General features: G+C 30.5%; 19 protein-coding genes. 14 read left to right on the forward strand and 5 right to left on the reverse strand.

The window, feature by feature from the left end:
• Positions 1–135: 135 nt before the first annotated feature.
• Positions 136–375, forward strand: a complete 240-nt coding sequence (locus tag MHH44_RS20940) for a hypothetical protein (protein ID WP_340799563.1) — start codon at positions 136–138, stop codon at positions 373–375.
• 541 nt (positions 376–916) lie between these two features.
• Here the strand turns inward: MHH44_RS20940 and MHH44_RS20945 are convergent.
• The 4 genes from MHH44_RS20945 to MHH44_RS21250 form a co-directional block, all read right to left on the reverse strand.
• Positions 917–1,642 (reverse strand): LytR/AlgR family response regulator transcription factor, encoded by a 726-nt coding sequence (locus MHH44_RS20945; protein ID WP_340799564.1) that lies wholly within the window; start codon positions 1,640–1,642, stop codon positions 917–919.
• Positions 1,643–2,623 carry a sensor histidine kinase gene (locus tag MHH44_RS20950; RefSeq protein ID WP_340799565.1) on the reverse strand — a complete coding sequence of 327 codons (981 nt, stop codon included), beginning with the start codon at positions 2,621–2,623 and terminating at the stop codon, positions 1,643–1,645. It abuts the gene before it with no gap.
• A 273-nt stretch (positions 2,624–2,896) separates the two neighbouring features.
• Positions 2,897–3,037 (reverse strand): cyclic lactone autoinducer peptide, encoded by a 141-nt coding sequence (locus MHH44_RS21245; protein ID WP_445683061.1) that lies wholly within the window; start codon positions 3,035–3,037, stop codon positions 2,897–2,899.
• A gap of 1 nt (position 3,038) precedes the next feature.
• Complete coding sequence (locus tag MHH44_RS21250) at positions 3,039–3,614, reverse strand: accessory gene regulator B family protein (protein ID WP_445683062.1); 576 nt, start codon at positions 3,612–3,614, stop codon at positions 3,039–3,041.
• Positions 3,615–3,811: 197 nt separating this feature from the next.
• Here MHH44_RS21250 and MHH44_RS20955 point away from each other — a divergent pair, with 197 nt between their 5' ends.
• The 11 genes from MHH44_RS20955 to MHH44_RS21005 all read left to right on the forward strand — a co-directional run bounded on the left by MHH44_RS20955 (position 3,812) and on the right by MHH44_RS21005 (position 16,010).
• Complete coding sequence (locus MHH44_RS20955; RefSeq protein ID WP_340799566.1) at positions 3,812–3,973, forward strand: type A2 lanthipeptide; 162 nt, start codon at positions 3,812–3,814, stop codon at positions 3,971–3,973.
• Positions 3,974–4,064: 91 nt separating this feature from the next.
• Positions 4,065–7,322 (forward strand): type 2 lanthipeptide synthetase LanM family protein, encoded by a 3,258-nt coding sequence (locus tag MHH44_RS20960; RefSeq protein ID WP_340799567.1) that lies wholly within the window; start codon positions 4,065–4,067, stop codon positions 7,320–7,322.
• Positions 7,307–9,472, forward strand: coding sequence for a peptidase domain-containing ABC transporter (locus MHH44_RS20965; protein WP_340799568.1), 2,166 nt, complete (start codon positions 7,307–7,309; stop codon positions 9,470–9,472). The genes MHH44_RS20960 and MHH44_RS20965 overlap by 16 nt, the downstream gene beginning before the upstream one ends.
• Positions 9,473–9,604: 132 nt before the next feature.
• Positions 9,605–10,315, forward strand: a complete 711-nt coding sequence (locus MHH44_RS20970) for a response regulator transcription factor (RefSeq protein WP_340799569.1) — start codon at positions 9,605–9,607, stop codon at positions 10,313–10,315.
• On the forward strand, positions 10,312–11,424 hold the full coding sequence (locus MHH44_RS20975) for a sensor histidine kinase (protein WP_340799570.1): 1,113 nt from the start codon (positions 10,312–10,314) through the stop codon (positions 11,422–11,424). The genes MHH44_RS20970 and MHH44_RS20975 overlap by 4 nt, the downstream gene beginning before the upstream one ends.
• Positions 11,425–11,505: 81 nt before the next feature.
• Positions 11,506–12,426, forward strand: a complete 921-nt coding sequence (locus tag MHH44_RS20980) for an ABC transporter ATP-binding protein (RefSeq protein ID WP_340799571.1) — start codon at positions 11,506–11,508, stop codon at positions 12,424–12,426.
• Positions 12,423–13,181, forward strand: a complete 759-nt coding sequence (locus MHH44_RS20985) for an ABC transporter permease (protein ID WP_340799572.1) — start codon at positions 12,423–12,425, stop codon at positions 13,179–13,181. Before MHH44_RS20980 ends, MHH44_RS20985 begins: the two co-directional genes overlap by 4 nt.
• Positions 13,182–13,192: 11 nt before the next feature.
• Positions 13,193–13,936 carry an ABC transporter permease gene (locus tag MHH44_RS20990; protein WP_340799573.1) on the forward strand — a complete coding sequence of 248 codons (744 nt, stop codon included), beginning with the start codon at positions 13,193–13,195 and terminating at the stop codon, positions 13,934–13,936.
• A gap of 21 nt (positions 13,937–13,957) precedes the next feature.
• A complete protein-coding gene (locus MHH44_RS20995) occupies positions 13,958–14,242 on the forward strand; it encodes a hypothetical protein (RefSeq protein ID WP_340799574.1) in 285 nt (94 codons plus the stop codon).
• A gap of 944 nt (positions 14,243–15,186) precedes the next feature.
• The gene (locus tag MHH44_RS21000; RefSeq protein ID WP_340799575.1) at positions 15,187–15,627 is read left to right on the forward strand and encodes a hypothetical protein; all 441 of its coding nucleotides are present in this window, start codon (positions 15,187–15,189) and stop codon (positions 15,625–15,627) included.
• A gap of 107 nt (positions 15,628–15,734) precedes the next feature.
• Positions 15,735–16,010 carry a hypothetical protein gene (locus MHH44_RS21005; protein WP_340799576.1) on the forward strand — a complete coding sequence of 92 codons (276 nt, stop codon included), beginning with the start codon at positions 15,735–15,737 and terminating at the stop codon, positions 16,008–16,010.
• A gap of 351 nt (positions 16,011–16,361) precedes the next feature.
• Here MHH44_RS21005 and MHH44_RS21010 read toward each other — a convergent pair whose 3' ends face one another.
• Positions 16,362–16,871, reverse strand: coding sequence for a hypothetical protein (locus MHH44_RS21010; RefSeq protein WP_340799577.1), 510 nt, complete (start codon positions 16,869–16,871; stop codon positions 16,362–16,364).
• A 197-nt stretch (positions 16,872–17,068) separates the two neighbouring features.
• On the opposite strand from MHH44_RS21010, the gene MHH44_RS21015 reads away from it, so the two are divergent.
• Positions 17,069–17,629, forward strand: a complete 561-nt coding sequence (locus MHH44_RS21015; protein ID WP_340799578.1) for a transposase — start codon at positions 17,069–17,071, stop codon at positions 17,627–17,629.
• Positions 17,593–18,456 carry an IS3 family transposase gene (locus MHH44_RS21020; RefSeq protein ID WP_340799586.1) on the forward strand — a complete coding sequence of 288 codons (864 nt, stop codon included), beginning with the start codon at positions 17,593–17,595 and terminating at the stop codon, positions 18,454–18,456. Before MHH44_RS21015 ends, MHH44_RS21020 begins: the two co-directional genes overlap by 37 nt.
• The last annotated feature ends 42 nt before the right edge of the window (positions 18,457–18,498 follow it).

Below are 18,498 nucleotides of genomic sequence, written 5' to 3' on the forward strand. Positions count from 1 at the left end.
TGAATGTTAACTACACCTGTATGGCGGAATCTTTTCCGAACAGTCAAGTATGGTTTTTAATTACATTTCTGTTGCTGGGCTAAAAAGAACTAAACAAAATGGATGAAAACAAACGACTAGTAGAAACATTTTCGAATGAAAAGGCTCAACTCCTTGCTGTTTCTGACAAAACCAAGCAAGAAATCGAGCACCGGCTTAAAACAAGCAGAACACAATTTTTCAGAAGCTGTAGCGAAAATCTCTAAACTGCAAGGGGATATACAAACAAATGAAAGTCAACATAAGCTGGCACTTGCTCGCAAAGACATTGAAAATGGCAAAGTTATTAACCGCGTTGAAGCGGAGCACCAGGAGAAAATTGCTATCATTTTTTGAACAAAAGACAGAACGTATCTCCGAATACATAATGAAAATGACCGTATCGCCAAGTATCTGATAGACGAATTAACGAACTTCAGGCAGAAAATGAACGCCTAGCAACGAATATGTAAAGCGTATTGAAGAACTACAAGCCGAGAGCGAACGTACCGTCGACTAATTATGAATCGGATTTGTTCTCAGCTTCGTTATATTATTGAAAGGGGTGTTTACATGGATTTAGAGCAGATATTAGACGAACATAGTGAACACTTATTGCGTATAGCCTATTACTACACGAAAAGTCTACACGCTGCAGCAGATATTGTTCAGGCTGTTTTTTATTAAATACTCGCAATGCCTCTTTATCTTTTCGTTCTCGCTAACATTTTTGTTTATGTCTAATTCAAAACATCCGTTCGCGAAGGAAAAGTAAAGGCAAAATTAAAAAAGTGCCCATAAAAGTTAGATTGAGTCTACTTTTTAGAGGCACTTTGTATGTATTTTACATTCGATAATTCTACAACAAGATTAGGATGTCAAACTAAATGAAAATAAATCATCGGAAATTTATTTTTTTATATAAGCTAACCATGTGGTTTTTGCTTAAATATGCGATATCTGTACAAGTTTTAAAGTAAATAAGGTTAGTTTGCCCAGAAGATTCAATCTTACTTATGTGATTTAAGTTAGTAATATAACTTCTATGAGTACGAATGAAATAATTAGGGTCAAGTTTGGTCTCTATTAATTTTAGAGGTTCTGTTGTTTTAATTTTTTTATTTTTTCCTCCGATGGTATTTATAAAAGAATATTTACCTTCTGCATTTATATAAGCAATATTCTTTTGTTCTATCAACTCAATACCTTTATTAACTTTAACAGCCAAAATAATATAAGACTGGTTTTGGTTTTTCTTATCAGTAGCGTTTAAAAAAGTATAAACCTTTTTTATACACTCTCTAAATCTTTCTTGACTGAAAGGTTTAATTAAATAATCAATTGCATCTATTTCAAAAGCCTTATGAGCAAAATCTTTATACCCTGTGATAAAAACGACACCAACATTCGGATATTGAATGCTTAGTTGTTCAGCAAGATTAAAACCATTTGAATCAGGTAAATTTATATCAAAAAAAACAACATCGGGAATTTTTTTTGATAATACTATTTTTGCTTCCTGGGCATTACTTGCTTCTGAAACTTGAACACCCATATTATATAGCAATTCAGCTACTTGTTTCCTAATTATTACATTATCTTCAACTATTAAAACAGAAAACATCTAATCACCTATTATTTCATTTGGTATAAATAAAAAGAATGTTGTTCCACTCTTTTTGTCACTCTCAAATTCTAGAAATCCATTATACTTGTTTAAAATATTCACGACAGTATATAACCCTATGCCTTGATGATTTTCTTTCAAGGAATATCCCTCACTTAAAATATTCTTTTTTAGGGATTGATCGATAAAAGAGTTAATATTGTTTACTGAAATTACTATTGTAGAGTTATACAAACTGTCAATTATAATAGTTACTTTCATCTCTGCCTTCTTTGAGTTAATTTCTTCTTCAAAAGCGTTATCAATAATATTTCCCATAACCTGAACAAGTTCATAGGACTTTAAGGGAACATTTGTGAGGGGATTTTTTATTTTAATTTCGAGTTCTACCCCATTTATTCGAGCATATTCACTCTTTGTTTGTAATAGTGCTATCAAGGATGGTTGGTCTAGGACCAATAAAGAGTAACTCATGTCAATATCAGTACTTAATTCTTTAAGATAAGATGAGGCTTCTTTATATTCTTCAGTTGAAATTAGATGCGATAACACATGTACATGATTCATATGATCATGTCTTTGGCCGCGTATAAAGTGTAAGAGTCGTTCAAGATTAGTCAAATTCACTTGTTCAGTATGTCTCATTCCTATTTTTTCTTCTTTTTTAATAACTTTAAATATAAAAAAAAGCATTGAAACCATTAGTATAATAGTCAGAATAGGTAATGTGGTTACTTCTGAACTACCAAAATACATCAAACATGCAATAATTATTTGTAGTAGGACAATATTAAAAATGGGAGATAAATTATTTTTATTATTTAATAAGCCAAACTTAATGTATTTTTTATAAAAAATAACAGTCAATATTGCGATTAAAGTATAAATGAAGAGTGAAAAGCCAATGAAAGGTAATTCGATTGAAAAGTATCGATAGAAAAAAGTGATAAATAGAAAGCCAAAAAATTCAAACAACATTTGGAATGCAGATCTTATCAAAGTAATTAGAAAGGCATTCTTGTTTGAAAATAGAAAAATATATTTAATACAAAAAAAATGAAAAATTATATTAATAATCATTCTTAAATTTAAATCAATTACATAATAATATGTAAACGTTGTCACAGTAGAATAAATTAAGATAAATAAAAAAATATTATTAAGAGAGATTTGCTTGTTACTTCTAAAAAATGCAACTAAAACTAAGATGAAAACTATGTTTTCACACGTAGTTAAGAAAAAAGTAACCATCTATTTTATTTCACTTTTATTCCTATTCCTTAATAATAAGGGTATTTTTGGTTCATGTACTAAAAAAAAGCTGGCTGTTGTAACCTCAGATTTTGCTACAAAATAAAAGAAGGAAAACAAGAGTGTTAATAATTTTTTCACGTTAATTCACCTTTTTCTTTGAAATTAGGGTTATAGATTGAACTAGAAGTGATAACTGAATTGCGATTGCATATTCTAGTGAATCTCTTATTAAAATTAAAGATGTTAATATACATATAGTTAAATAAAAAATAGACAGCAGCAAGTATATAAAGTTCTTTTCGGCAAATGGTCGATTTTGATTAATTAAAGGTCTATATACTAGTAAAATAACAAATGAAATCACCGAAAAAGAAGGGAGTATTAATGTCCAATTTAAAAGATATGTACTAAGGGTTTCGGCTAGCAAAGATAAAGTGGACAATATTCCCATAGAAAATAAAAAACAAGCCATATAAGACTGGAAATGAAAACCGCCGGATACTAATCTAAACAATATAAAGGCAAGAGAAGTACACATTAACAAGCTTAGATTGCTTAATAATAGTCCAATTAACACTAATGTAAATACTTTAATTAACCCTTTTATAATAACTTCGATACCATATTGGACTATTTCAATATCATTTATTCTATCAATTGGACAACAAATTTTTTTAGAGAGTTTGTAAGATAGTTCTTCTATTATGTAAGACACATCCTTATACCTTTATAAAATTATATAATAATAATAATGCATTTTTTGTTAATTCGCTACAATATTTTACATTTTTTCCTCTCGTATCATAAAAACGTTTATTCACCCCCTGTTTCTACCCTTTCACTTCCAATTTGTGGGAAGTATTTATTTTCTTTGCTAATATGAGGTTGTACATAAGAAAAGAGGTGAAAAAAATGGAGGAATTAGAAAGAGAAGCAATGCAATCAATTAATACCCTTTCAGACGAAGAACTTGCCAATATTACTGGCGGTGCTGGTTCTGGAGTAGTTAAAACTGCTACATCTGAATGTTACTTAGGGACAATAGCATTTATCTGTTGTTTAGGTAGAGATTAATTTTAAAAAAAATGAGATAAAGAATATAAGCTTTGGCTTTATTCTTTATCTCTTTTTAGATTTTCCACTTTCAAAAGGGAGAGAAAAATAAATGATAACAGACAAGAGAAATATAAAAATAGAAGATATTTTAAATGAAAATAATTGGGCAAATGCATTATTTCTACACGAAAGGAAAAAATGGAGAAATACAAACATTAATTCGGATGAATTAAATAATTGGAGGAATCAGACAGGCTTACAAGATCAATTTGTTTTCAATAAAAGACTAGAGGCAGATTTATTAACATTAGAAGAATTCGAAATGATAATCTCTTTGTCTAAAAATAATCTACCCTCAGATTATAAGCATACCGAGTGGTTCATTACTCTTAATCAAATCTTTCAGAGTAATAATGATTATACTAATCTTGAAAATATCTTGAAAAAAACTGATGTTTCTTCTGTTCCTTTTATTGAATTTATGAAACCTTTTTTGCAATTTTCTTTAAGCGAATCAATAAAAATTTTAAAGCAAATAGGTATTGATAATAAACAACATAGTGAAAATATAATAGTTTCTATTATGATAGCTAACATTCGAAATATACTACAATTATCAGGAAAAACTTTAGTATTTGAACTAAATAAAAGTAGATTAATGAAGGAACTAGTAGGCATTAGCTCAAAGGATAGATATTATAATTTTATTAAAAATAAAATTACAACTTCAGAAGATATACTTAAATTTTTACTGGAATATCCAGTTCTGGCAAGGTTATTATGTGAAAAAGTAAAAAAAACTACTTTCTTTATTTTAGAATCTGTGAGGAATTTTTATAAAGATTATACTCAGTTATATAAGCAAATGGGTATTCAATCTACTATGATAAAATCTATTGAGATGCTCGGTGATACCCATAACAATGGCAAAAATGTAATCCTATATCATTTAGAAAATAATCAAAAGTTAATATATAAGCCACACCCGGTCTCAGTTGATATTGCCTTCCAAAGCCTTCTTGAATGGTTTAACTCGAAAAAAATTAATAAACAGTTTAAAACGATGGAAATAATTAACCGACAAAGTTATGGGTGGGTAGAGTTTATTCATCATGAAGAGTGTGATAATCGTGATCAGATTCATAGCTTCTATGAAAGGCAAGGACAGTATCTTGCTTTATTATATTTGCTAAATGCGACAGATATTCATTATGAGAACATCATTGCTAAAGGGGAGCATCCTATAATAATCGATCTAGAGGCACTCTTTCATAATAATACTCTTTATAGTGATAACACAACTGCAACGTACAAAGCATTAGCAGATTTAAATAACTCTGTAATGAGAACAAGTTTATTACCTATTTCAATTAGAAATGTAAATGATATAAAATTGGACGTCAGTGGTCTTGGTTCTCAAGAAAATCAAATGATGTATGCTTATAAATTTGTTAACCTTTGGTCAGATGAAATGAAGATGGAAAAATCGGTGGTTCCAGTTAATAAAAAGAATAATCACCCTTATTATAATGGAGAGAGGTTTAATAATAGTGAATCTTTTACTAAGGATATTGTCAAAGGATTTAAAAATACATATGAAATTGTTCTAGATAAAATTCAGGAATTTAATAAAACTCGAGGTCCTCTTGATATATTTAAAACTACAGTAATTAGAAACATTGTTAGAGATACGCAAACATATAGTACCATTCTTGATGAAGGTAGAAATCCCAAATATCTTAAGAGTGGGCTAGAAAGAACCAAGCTTTTTGAGAATATGTGGAGATCAGCTTCTAGGTTCCCTGTTTTATCAAGGGTAATAGATTCAGAAATTAAAGATTTGCTCAATGAAGATATTCCTTACTTTTGGTCTAATCCTGAATCATCTAGGATGTATGATCCAAGAGGAAAAATCATATCTGATTTCTATATTCAGGACAGTTTTTCTAAAGTTATAAGTAATTTAAATAATTTTAGTGAAAAAGATTTGAGCAAGCAGATTGAACATATAGAGAATGCGTTAACAACTGTAAAAAAAGTTACTGAATTAACAGAAGATGACCATTATAAATCTATTACTCCAAAAGTTCATCCTAAAGCTCATTCTCTTTATAGTAAAAAAGACTATTTATATGAAGCAATAAAAATTGGCGAGAAATTACTAAACGATGCAATCTGGGGTGATGACAAGAAAAATATTACTTGGATTTCGCTAGGAATTAACGAGTATGAACAGATAGAATACAAGCCAATGGAACTTGGTTTATATGATGGTCTAGTTGGAGTGGGGATATTCTATGCTTATTTGGGAGAGGAAACAGGTAACTCTGAATTTAAAGATGTTGCAAAGAGCTGCTTCAACAGTGTATTACAGGAGTATTTAGATATGGGCGAGAACGTGGTCAGTTCATCTGCATTCCTTGGTTATTCTTCAATTATATATGCTATAAATAATTTTTATTATTTATGGAAGGATAAGGAGCTTTTAGCTATAGGTAATAAAATAATTGATGGTCTTTCTACTAAGGTTAAGAACGATAGAATGTATGATTTTTTGGGAGGAAGTGCAGGAATAATCCCAGTAGTCTTAGATTATTACAAAATCTCTGGTTATAATAAATGTTTAGAGTTAGCTATTATGTATGGCAATCATTTAATAGAGAATTCAAGAAGTATGACGGAAGGATTAGCCTGGCTTCAAGTAAACCGAATAAAAGGTAGACCTTTAGGTGGCCTTGCTCATGGAAACTCTGGTATCGCTTACGCACTTTTAAAATTATACGCATATACAGATGATGAACGTTATAAAGAAACTGCTATTAAGGCAATTATGTATGATAACTCTTTATTAGATAGAAATGAACAAAATTGGATGGATTTGAGAAATATAGAAAATACGGGTGAAGTTCACTACCCTGTTTTTTGGTGTAACGGAGCTCCTGGTATAGGATTAAGTCGTTTATATTCTCTAGATTATATAAATAGTAATGAATTAAAACTAGACTTGACTCTAGCTATAGATAAAACAGTATCTGATGGTTTTAATAAAACGAGCCACTCTTTATGTCATGGTGACTTTGGAAATTTAGATTTTCTTCTATCGGCTGCCATTAAACAAAATGATCCAGAACTATTAGACAATGTATACGCTAGAGCTAACATGATACTAAAAGAGCAGAGATCTACTAATTCGCCTTGGAAGTGTGGTATACCAGGTAGTGATAAGCCGACGCCTAATTTATTTATGGGGCTTGCCGGAATAGGATATACAATGCTAAGGTTACATAATGTAAAATTACCTTCAGTATTGATATTAGAATCTCCAGAATTATCTATAGAGGAGAAGGAAAAGTGGAACAGACTTTAGACAATATCCCTCGAAAACGAAGGGTTCCTTTTATTGAGCAAATGCAACAGACGGAATGCGGTCTTAGTTGTTTGGCAATGGTACTGTCTTATTACTCGTATGAAGTGAACCTTCCCGAATTACGAAAAAAAACTGAAGGGGGACGTAATGGAACAGATCTTTTAACATTAAAAAATTTAGCAATTAGCTATAAATTAGATGCCAATGGTAAAGTTGTGCCATTAAAATTACTACCATCAATACAACTCCCAGCAATTCTTTTTTGGAATAAAAAACATTATGTTGTTTTAGAAAAAATAGAAATAGGGTCAGCAACAATCGTTGACCCTGAAATTGGTAGATTAACACTTAAAATGACCGAATTTCAAGAAAACTATTCAGGAGTCGTTTTAAGTCTATTTCCTTCTAAAGATTTCACAACTAGAAAATTAGATAAAAAAGAAAAATATTCATATTTTAATCAATTCTTAAATCAAAAAAAATTAGGTATTAAAATATTAGTTATATCTGTGTTATTACAATTACTTGCAGTAACAGTACCTGTTTCGATTAAATATATAGTAGATAATATATTAAAAGGAATAACTTTAAATACTATTAATGTAATCGGAATATTCGGTATATTAACTTTTCTGATATATTATGGATTCACTTTATTACATGGAGGTCTTCTAGTTAAGCTTCAGAATAATTTAGACATTAATTTAATGAACAGATTCATATCTCATCTGATGTCTTTACCTTATAAATTTTTTGAAATGAGGACAAGTGGAGATTTAATATTAAGAACTAATAGTAATGTTATCATACGACAAATTATTTCGAATCAATTGATTACTTCATTGATTAACATATCTTTAATAATAGTTTTGTTAATATATATGTTATCACAATCAGTAAAGTTAACCTTATCAGTACTTGTCATTGCATTTTTACAAATTGGAATAATTGCGTTAACTAAGACAAAGCTTAAAATGATGACTCAAGCTGAGCTTTCTGCTCAAACAAATACAAATGGATTTATTACAGAGGCTATACATGGTATATCAGTTATTAAGTCTTTAGGGATTGAAAAAGAAATGTATACTGATTGGTCAGAACTGTTTAATAAACAAATTATCTCTTCAAAAAATAAGTTACTTTACCAAAATAAAATCAATGCTTTGATTAGTTCACTTATGTTTTTGGCTCCTTTAATAGTTGCTTGGTTTGGTTCTATCCTAGTGATTCAAAAAGAAATAACAATTGGGACATTATTTGCCTTTCAATCATTAGTAGCTATTTTTTTAACTCCTTTTACTTCTATGGCTACATCATTTAGCGAGATTATTAGAATCGGTACACTTTTAGAAAGAATTAGGGATATTTTGGGTACAGAGAGTGAACAACAACTTAATATGAAAAAAATTGAAAAGCCAAAAGGAAACATTTCTATTGAGAATTTAACTTTTGGATATAACGATCGAAATGAAATTATAAAAAACATTAGTTTTAAAGTATCTAAGGGACAAAAAGTAGCCTTTATTGGAAAATCGGGTTCGGGAAAAAGTACATTAGCCTCATTACTTGCAGGGCTTTACGAACCAAACTCTGGCACAATTAAATATGATGATGAAAATATTCAATTTTTAGATAAATCACATCTTAGAAAACAAATTGGTATGGTACTGCAAGAAGACTTTTTATTTAACCGAACTATTAAAGAGAATATAATCATGCATAATAAGGATATTACGCTTAAGGATGTAGAAAAAGCATGTCAAATTGCTCAGATTCATGAAGATATTCTAAATATGCCTATGAAATATGAAACAATTATCTCTGAAACAGGAACGAATATTTCAGGGGGGCAAAGACAAAGAATAGTTCTTGCAAGAGCACTTGCAAGAAATCCTTCAATTCTAATTTTAGATGAAGCGACTAGTGCTTTAGATACGCTCACGGAACGAAAAATTAGTGACATGTTAGATGTATTGGATTGTACTCGTATAATTATAGCTCATAGACTGAGTACTATTATTAGCGCCGATAAAATTATTATTATTGATGAAGGACAAATATTGGACCAAGGTACTCATGAGGATTTGTTAAGTAGAAGTGCTTATTATAGGGAGTTTTATAATGATAAATCAGCGGAGTTAGTTGGTTAAAGATGAAAACTATGTTTTCATCTTTTTTTTGAAAAAGTTTATAATTACAAAAATTAAAAGTTAAAGTATATACTATATACAGTTTTAATTTTGATGATAAATTTTAAAATATACCCTTTTGGAGGTGGTTTTTTGTCTAAATTGTTGCTCGTTGATGATGAAACAGGATTGTTAGAAATGCTCAGTACTGCCTTGAAAAAAGAAGGTTTTAATAATATAGATACAGCTAATAATGCTAATGATGCTCTTCAATATGTGGAAAAATATGATTATTCCGTTATCGTTTTAGACGTTATGTTGCCTGATATGGATGGATATACATTGTGTTCCAAAATAAGAAGCAAAACGAACGCACCTATTATGTTCTTAACTGCTCGTTCTACTGATTTAGATATTCTTACTGGCTTGAATGTAGGAGCCGACGATTATATTACTAAACCCTTTAAACCGTTAGAAGTTGCCACCAGAATAAAAGTTAAAATTAGAAGAGAACAACGATATCGTGTTTCAAGCTCATTAGAAAAAACTGAATTCAAATTCGGTCATTTAATCGTTAATCAAGATACAGCTCAGGTGTTTGTACACGAAAAAGAAGTCCACTTTACAGCAAAGGAGTTTCAGCTACTATGTTTCTTTTGTAAGAACCCAAATTTTATTTTTAGTCTACAAAGTCTATATGAAAAAATATGGGGAACAGATTATTTTAATGATACCAACTCTGTAATGGTTTATATCAATCGTATTAGAAAGAAAATTGAATTAACCCCCAATAACCCAGAAATTCTAATTAACATAAGGGGTCTTGGATACAAATTTATACCCCCGGGGAGTAAAAATACGTGAAAGTAAGAATGAAACTTATTTTATTATTACTACTTAATTTGTTCATATTATTTAACATAATATACTTATCATTTGCTTTAATTAATTCTCTAAGCTCTGACATTCTCACCATGGTTACCAAAAATCAGGAGTTAAGAAATTCAGTTAATAAAAATATTGAAGAGTACCATACACTTATTATTTTTGTATTAGTTATATTTGGATATGTTTGGATTTTAAGTAATCCACTAATTCATATTCTAGAGTGGATAACCCTATTGGGTAAAGATCGGTATGAAGAGCCTATAGATAAGGGTGGATTACCTAGAAGCATCTCAAAAAAGAGGAATAGGTTAAAATATTCTTATATATTTTTTAAAAATATAATAAATAATCTGCAGTATTTAACAGATGTATTGAAATATAACAAAGAAGAAAGGGAAAAAATTGAGAAGAGGAAAAAAGAGTGGATAGCCGATATCGCCCATGATTTGAAAACACCTCTTTCCTACATAAAAGGATATTCTTCTATGTTATTGACGAGTGATCAGTGGACAAAAGAAGAGGAAAAAAGGTTTCTCTTACAAATAGAAGAAAAAGCAGACTACATAGAAACACTACTAATGAACTTGAACGATGTATTCAAATTTGATAATCAATTACTAAACGTTAAGAAGGAACAACAAGATATTGTGAATTTTGTAAGAGAAATTCTAATTGAATTTGCTAATGATCCTATGACAGATGGGTTTTCCATTCAATTGGTGAATGACTATAACGATTCAATTATCTATAATTTTGACTCCTCTTTAATCAAAAGAGTCCTACATAATTTACTAATTAACGCTATTACTCATAACCCCCAAAAAACTTGTGTAGACATATCCATTACTAAGGATGATCTCTTCGTTTTAATAACTGTAAAGGATAATGGCGTGGGAATAGATCCCAATACTATTAGGGACGTATTTAATCGTAAGAATAAAATTAATAATAATAAATTACCAACGGGCCTTGGAATGTCCATTGTAAAACAGTTTGTAGAAGCCCATGGGGGTAACCTGTCAATAAAAAGTGAACTAGATAAAGGGACTTCGGTTATCCTCTATCTACCTATAGAACTCATTTAATAGTAGGAATTTAGGTTATATTAAGATTATGTTTAAGTTAATTTAATTTTCATCATGTACAGTATGTATGAGGTGATAAAATTGACAAAAATTATTGAAACGATTGGTCTCACAAAAAAGTATAAAAAGACAAGTGTGGTTAATCAGATTGATCTATCTATAGACCAAGGGGATATTTATGGATTTTTGGGACCAAATGGAGCAGGTAAAACAACTACAATACGTATGCTGCTGGGTCTTATTAAACCATCAGCAGGGCAAATTAATATTTTTGGTAAAGACCTAGCTACAAATAAGATAAATATATTAAAAGGAATTGGCTCTTTGGTCGAATATCCTTCTTATTATGGTAACTTGACAGGGTACGAAAATCTAGAAGCCATTAGACGTTTACTTCGCGTACAAAATAAAAACAGGGTATTAGAAATTTTGAAGACAATTGGATTAACTTCTGCAAAAGATAAATTAGTTAAAAATTACTCACTAGGAATGAAGCAACGTTTAGGGATAGGAATAGCACTTTTGGGTTCCCCAAAGCTATTAATCTTAGATGAACCTACTAATGGATTGGATCCTTCGGGGATTCAGGAAATAAGAGAATTAATTAAAAAGCTTCCGCGCGAGTTTGGTATTACAATTATGATATCAAGCCATCTACTTAGCGAGGTAGATCAAATGGCCAATAAAGTTGGAATTATAAATCAAGGTCAACTCATTTTTCAGGATCGAATAGAAGAGTTAAGAAGAAAAAGTGCACCTAAAATACAGATTAAAGTTAATAATCCTTCTTTGGCAAAAACTATACTAAATAATGACGGCTTGGATGTAACCCTTTCTTCTAATGGAGAGATTGTTATCAATGAAAATGATGATAGTAAGGTTGCCTATATAGCTAATCAATTGTTCCGCCAACAATTAGATATTTACCGTATTCAAGAAGAAAAACGTTCACTTGAAGCCATCTTCCTCGATATAACAAGAGGGAAGGAGACCATTTCATGAAATATATGTTGGCTTCTGAGAAGCTCAAATTGAAAAGAACTTTTTTAATACCTATCGCTTATATTTATCCTATTGCGTTAATTTTATTATCTTTATTGGTTGTGGGACTTCAGAGAGACAACTTGGCTGCCAATCATAATAATATGTGGGAATCAATGGTTGTAGTCGTTCACTATTTGTATATGTTTACTATACCCTTAGCTATTACTGTCGTTATTTCAAATTTAATCAACCTAGAACACCAAACTAATTCTTGGAAACTTTTATATTCATTACCAATAAATAAATCTAATTATTATTTTATTAAATTATTTTACATTCTATTTCTAAGTTCAATATCCGCTATAATCGTTTTCATAGGTCTAATTGTAATAGGGAAAATTTTGAATTTTGATGGAGACATACCTTTTTTATTATTGCTTAAAGAAGCTTTCTTTCCAATCATTGGAGCGCTACCTATTATTACTTTCCAGTTGTGGTTATCTTTGAAGTTTTCTAATCAGGTATTTCCAATTGGAATTGGAGTTTTTGGCGCTGTATGTGTGTTTTTTTTACAAACTAATAAAACTACCTCATTTATATTTTGGGCCTACCCAGCAATGATGTCGCCAGTAAAACAAATAATAGAAAATGGTTCACTTGACCAGATAGTAGTAAATAATGATTTAACCCTATACATGTTATTGAGCTTTTCTTTTACGCTTTTATTTATGTTGATAGGATTAGTTCATTGTACAAAAAAACAAGTGAATTAGGAGGACAATACATGCTATTTGATTATATTTTGTTTGAATTTTTCAAGCTCAAACGTCAAAAGATATGGCTGTTAATCATTCTTGTCCCATTTATAAGTGTACTATTAGGATTTGGTAATTTTATGGGTAATTATAGTGTATTAATGGACCAATTAGGTGACAATGCTTGGTTGGAGGCATGGACTCAAATTACTCTTTTTTACGGAATTATCTTTCTTCCTATATCTTCAGGACTATTTGCAGCTTTGATATGTCGTACAGAACACTTAAATGGTGGTTGGAAACTTCAGTTTTCTCTTCCATTCCCCCAAAAAAACATATTTTTTTCAAAGTTATTCATTGTACTTACTTTGATTCTTTTTATGCAGGTTTTCCTTTCTATTTTCTATTTAATAGGTGGAATGATTTTAAATATTGAAGATTCTATACCATGGTTATTTTTATTAACTGCTGTTTTCTTAAGTTGGGTGGGAACATTCACCTTATCTACTATCCAATTATGGTTATCTTTTAAAATTAAAAGTTTTGGTATCCCATTAGCAATTAACATTATGTTTTCACTCCTTGTTTTTGGCGCGTATACGTCTAAATTAGGTATGCTTTATCCGTGGGCTCAACCTTCTTTTGCTATTTCATCTCCAGATGAAAGTCCTGTTGATTCCATGCCAATTTTTATTGGTGCTATTCTTCTAACTTTCCTCCTTACTTTAACAGTTATAACATTAAAGTTTGGGAAGAGTGATTTAGAAAACTAACGAAGGATGAGGAGGTTTAAAATGACAGGAAATAACATCAGTGATGATAAAAAAATTATTACAATTTTCACTAGAATTACTGTAACTTTACTCTTTTTATTATCTCTTTATTACATTGTGTGGTCAGCAGTGAGAGCAGAGGACTTTTCAAGCATTATTGTTTATCCTTCTGCAATAGCACTAAGTATTCTTGCAATTAAGAGAGTTATATTAAATAAAAAATCATACATTCTCTATGTTTTGATAGCTATAGTATTATTTATGGTAGGGATATTAGGTATTAATATTTCAGCACTATTTTACTAGATTATTCGATTATTCTTTTTATTAAGGATCACTTTTTATTTATAAGTATCTAGTAATCAGAAAGCTGTTAATTGATGAATTTTAACACAGGTATAATCCTCTAAAAAGGCTGCATAGCAGCCCTTAGACTGTAGACAAACTCGAAGAAATTCGAGTTTGTCTACAGTCTTTTGTAGCTTTTTAATAAAGTTTGATTAAAAGTAAATTGCAAACGCTGATTTTATACAGAAAGAAACCAACTGTTTTGAAACAAAGTTTAATCAAAACAGTTGGTTCTTTATTTATCGAGTTTGTTTTTTATAAAAAAGTTTGATTATTTGGGGATGCGAATATTCAATTAAAGCGCCCGATTGTGGAATAACGAATGCCGTTACAAGGGTTACAAGGTTATGAACAGCAAACTTCCCAAACAACGCTTTGGGAATGTTATTTAAGTAAAAAATAGTATATTGTTTAAGGAAGAGAACAATATACTGCTGCAAAAGGAGGTTAAATACATTTTTACAAATAAATATATACGTCCGTTTGTATATCCAAGTCTTTTGTTTATAGGTATGACTATTTTAAATATTTATGAAGACAACGAGATTCATTGGGGGGACAATCTTTTCCTCTTCCTTTTCACATTAGTTTTCTACAACTTAATTTTATTTTTGCTTAAACGGTTTAAAGAAACACCGCCTTCAAAATAACTTTTTATTTGTTGAATCATTCGAGTAATACAATTCCATACATAATAACGTTCCCAAATGAAAGCTTGGGAACGTTCGATCAAGCAGCTAATACAAAGTGTTAGCTGCTTGTTATTTAATTAGATTCCCAACCGACGCTTTGGGAAGATTATTGTAGTTAAATAACATAATTTAGTTGAATTATCCTACAAATAAAAATATGTGTAACATTAGGACAATTCTACACGTCTATGTTTTACGAGGGGGAAGTGTATGAAAAAGGTATTAATTTCTTTATTAGCTGTAGTTGTGTTAGTAGGTGGGATTTATTTTGTACTTAACCTTAAACCACCTAAACCAAGCATAACTATTGAAAATAAGACTGTAGAAGTAGCACAAGGTTCTTATTGTTGGGGTGGGTTTATTAAATTTGAATGTGTTGATATGATTTCGCCACCAGATATTATTAAACGTCATGGACTTAAACCCGTTGTTGTATCACCTGGAGCTGAATTAAAAATGGAATTTAATCGTAAACCACTAGAAAATACGTTGGACGCATCTATATGGTTTAGTAACGATGAAATAGAAAATGCCCCATTAAATGACAATGTATTAGTAGTGCCAAAAGAAAAAGGTGTTTATATTTATAGTGTTTCTGCAAATTGGGAAAAGGGAAGTTCGGGTTATGTCTTTGTAATTGAAGTTAAGTAAGTTATTTTTGGGTACGTTTTTTAAAATTATTAACATAAATTGGTAAATAAATAATTTAAAGAGTAGGGTATAATTTTTGTATAGTGTTTAATTAGGAAGAGGTTCGTATGTTTCAAAATTTTTTTGAGAGAGCATTTGTAGTGGCACTACATTTATTAAAATGGTTGTTTATACTATTAATTTGTTGTGGTGGGATTATTATCGGGCTTGTATTATTAGCGATTTTGGGTTTTGATATACCTGATATGGAGCCATTCATAAATATAATTGCAATACCTCTAATGTTATTTGGAAATAAAATTTCGCTAATAATATTAAATATTATTATTGCTGTTGTTGTTATTGTGAATCTTTTTATTTTAAGAAAAAAATTAGAGGAATAAAAATTTACAAAGAATACAAATCTATACAAATAAGTGTTCCCAAATCAAAGTTTTGGGACACATTAAAAAGTCACGAATGTTGTTAAATCAACGTTCTTGGCTTTTTATGAGAACTATTGTTTATACAGTTTTTTATACAAAAGGTGCAAACGTTGATGCAGCAGCATTTATACTTGCTGGACTTGTTCTTTAATTTGCATAAAAACTTGTATAGTATATTTCATATCGTTGTAAATCTGCATCTTCTGCATCTTTTCTGACGCTACCCCATGGAAAATGTTATTCAATAATATGGCCCTCTTGTTGAATAACAATTACTTGTTTAGCAACCTTCTACAGTTACTTCTATAATTACAGATCATCAATTGTATCAAAGATTCTTGAGTAGGCATCTTGAATATTTTGTTCATTTACTATGTCATTATATAAACCATATCCCCAATACTTTTTACTCTTACTATCGTAAAGATAAGCATAAAAACCTGAGTCAACATCTGGATAATTTTCGAAATCAGCTTCTTCACTAATGAAAGGAACATATCCTTTTTGTGTCTCAATAAATAGGAATGGTAGAGGACTGTTATTATAAACAGTTGCATATTGCGCTTTATCTGCTTCTTTTAGATTTTCCTTTGTAATAAATACAGCATCATAGTGTTCTAGGTTTTGCAAATCAGTAAAATCTATAGCTGTAAATTTTATATGTTCTTCTCTAACTTTTGGTTCTTCACCAATAATACCAATATGTAATGGTTTTCCGATATAGGGTTCTGTTTCTATATTTTCATTCTGCTTAGAACAACCGAATGCTATAAATAGAATTGAAATCACTAAAATTGGAAGATTCACTTTTGACTTCATATTTTCACCCCTTTTAACTAATAAAAGCTTTTTTTAAGTATATTATTTCATCAGTTTAAACTTTAACATATTTATCCAAAGTTAGAGAAAGTTTTTCATCAATATGGCCCTATAACCGAAGATGGCGCAATTCCTATTCAAGAAGGTGCTGCACCCCAAAAGTTAGAGTAAAAAACTAACCTTTGGGGTGATTTTTTATGACTAAATTTAATGAAGAATTTAAATTGATGGTGGTTCAAGAATATTTAAGTGGCTCACTAGGGTATCGAGCGATCGCGAAGAAATATGAAGTCGGTGCTACACCGTTAAGGAAATGGGTACGTGCTTATAAAGAGTTTGGGCGTAGCGGCTTATCCGTTAAGAAAACGAAGCAGTTTTATTCTGTTCAATTTAAATTAGATGTATTAAACTTTATGAAACGAACAGGTGCTTCCCATCAAGATACTGCAATTCACTTTAACTTGAATGATCCAACTTTAGTTGCCAGTTGGTATCATCGGTTTTTAAAAGAAGGGATAGAGGGCCTGCAAAGAAAATCAAAGGGGCGCCCGTCTATGTCTAAAAAACAAAAGTCAACAGCGAATAACCAAGAAAAAACAATGTCACGTGAGGAGAAGCTAGAACGCGAAAATGAACTGCTTCGTTTAGAGGTGGCGTATTTAAAAAAGTTGAAGGCTTTTCGGGAGAATCCAGATGCCTTCCTCGAAAAGCCCAAGCAGCCATCGCTTTCGAACTTAAACAAGAAGGATTTCGATTAAAAGATATTTTAAAACAAGTGAATATTCCAGAAGCGACGTATCATTATCATATCAAACTGATGGAAAAAAAGGACCCAGACGTAGAGTGGAAAGTCTTGATTTTAGAGACTTTCGAAAAACATGAAGGTCGATATGGCTACCGCCGAATTCATGCGGAATTAAGAGTGCAAGGACATACAATTAATCATAAAAAGGTACAACGAATTATGAAAAACCTAGGGTTAAAATGTGTGAAATTCGTACGTAAATCACGCTATAAATCCTATAAAGGAACAGTTGGGAAAGTTGCTAAAAACCTTTTGAATCGTAGATTCAGAACGTCATATGCCCTTCAAAAATTGGTGACTGATGTAACTGAATTTAAATGTACAGATGATGAAAAATTATATTTAAGTCCGATCATGGATTTATATAATGGTGAGATTATTGGGTTTAGTATGTCAAAACGGCCGAGCCTAGATTTTGTGTTAGATTCACTTAGACAAGCACTTCCAATTATTCAAAAGCGTGCAGTATATAGGACAACAATTCATTCCGATCAAGGATGGCACTATCAACATAATACATGGGTGAGAACATTAAGACAGAACAGGATTTTTCAAAGCATGTCTCGTAAAGCAACATGCGCCGACAATGCGGCCATGGAGAACTTCTTTAGCTTACTAAAACAGGAAATGTATTATGGAGAACAAATCATCTCTTATGAAGCATTACAAAAGACAATAAATGAGTATATCAATTATTATAATAATGTTCGTATTAAACAAAAACTGGCCGGCATGAGTCCGGTAAATTACCGAAAACATGCCAGCCAATTAGTTGCATAATAAAAACTCTAACTTTAAGGGGTCACTACCGAAAAGCGCCCG

Origin of the sequence: Solibacillus sp. FSL K6-1126 (assembly GCF_038003445.1) — a bacterium.
In the GTDB taxonomy this organism is placed as follows: Bacteria; Bacillota; Bacilli; order Bacillales_A; family Planococcaceae; genus Solibacillus; species Solibacillus silvestris.

Bases quoted from the DNA above. Each gene is read 5' to 3' on its own strand.
- MHH44_RS20985 (WP_340799572.1), top strand. From the start codon at position 12,423: ATGAAATATATGTTGGCTTCTGAGAAGCTCAAATTGAAAAGAACTTTT.
- MHH44_RS20990 (WP_340799573.1), top strand. From the start codon at position 13,193: ATGCTATTTGATTATATTTTGTTTGAATTTTTCAAGCTCAAACGTCAA.
- MHH44_RS20950 (WP_340799565.1), bottom strand. From the start codon at position 2,623: ATGTTGTTTGAATTTTTTGGCTTTCTATTTATCACTTTTTTCTATCGA.
- MHH44_RS21010 (WP_340799577.1), bottom strand. From the start codon at position 16,871: ATGAAGTCAAAAGTGAATCTTCCAATTTTAGTGATTTCAATTCTATTT.
- MHH44_RS21000 (WP_340799575.1), top strand. From the start codon at position 15,187: ATGAAAAAGGTATTAATTTCTTTATTAGCTGTAGTTGTGTTAGTAGGT.
- MHH44_RS20955 (WP_340799566.1), top strand. From the start codon at position 3,812: ATGGAGGAATTAGAAAGAGAAGCAATGCAATCAATTAATACCCTTTCA.
- MHH44_RS20940 (WP_340799563.1), top strand. From the start codon at position 136: ATGAAAAGGCTCAACTCCTTGCTGTTTCTGACAAAACCAAGCAAGAAA.
- MHH44_RS20960 (WP_340799567.1), top strand. From the start codon at position 4,065: ATGATAACAGACAAGAGAAATATAAAAATAGAAGATATTTTAAATGAA.
- MHH44_RS21005 (WP_340799576.1), top strand. From the start codon at position 15,735: ATGTTTCAAAATTTTTTTGAGAGAGCATTTGTAGTGGCACTACATTTA.
- MHH44_RS21015 (WP_340799578.1), top strand. From the start codon at position 17,069: ATGACTAAATTTAATGAAGAATTTAAATTGATGGTGGTTCAAGAATAT.
- MHH44_RS20995 (WP_340799574.1), top strand. From the start codon at position 13,958: ATGACAGGAAATAACATCAGTGATGATAAAAAAATTATTACAATTTTC.
- MHH44_RS20945 (WP_340799564.1), bottom strand. From the start codon at position 1,642: ATGTTTTCTGTTTTAATAGTTGAAGATAATGTAATAATTAGGAAACAA.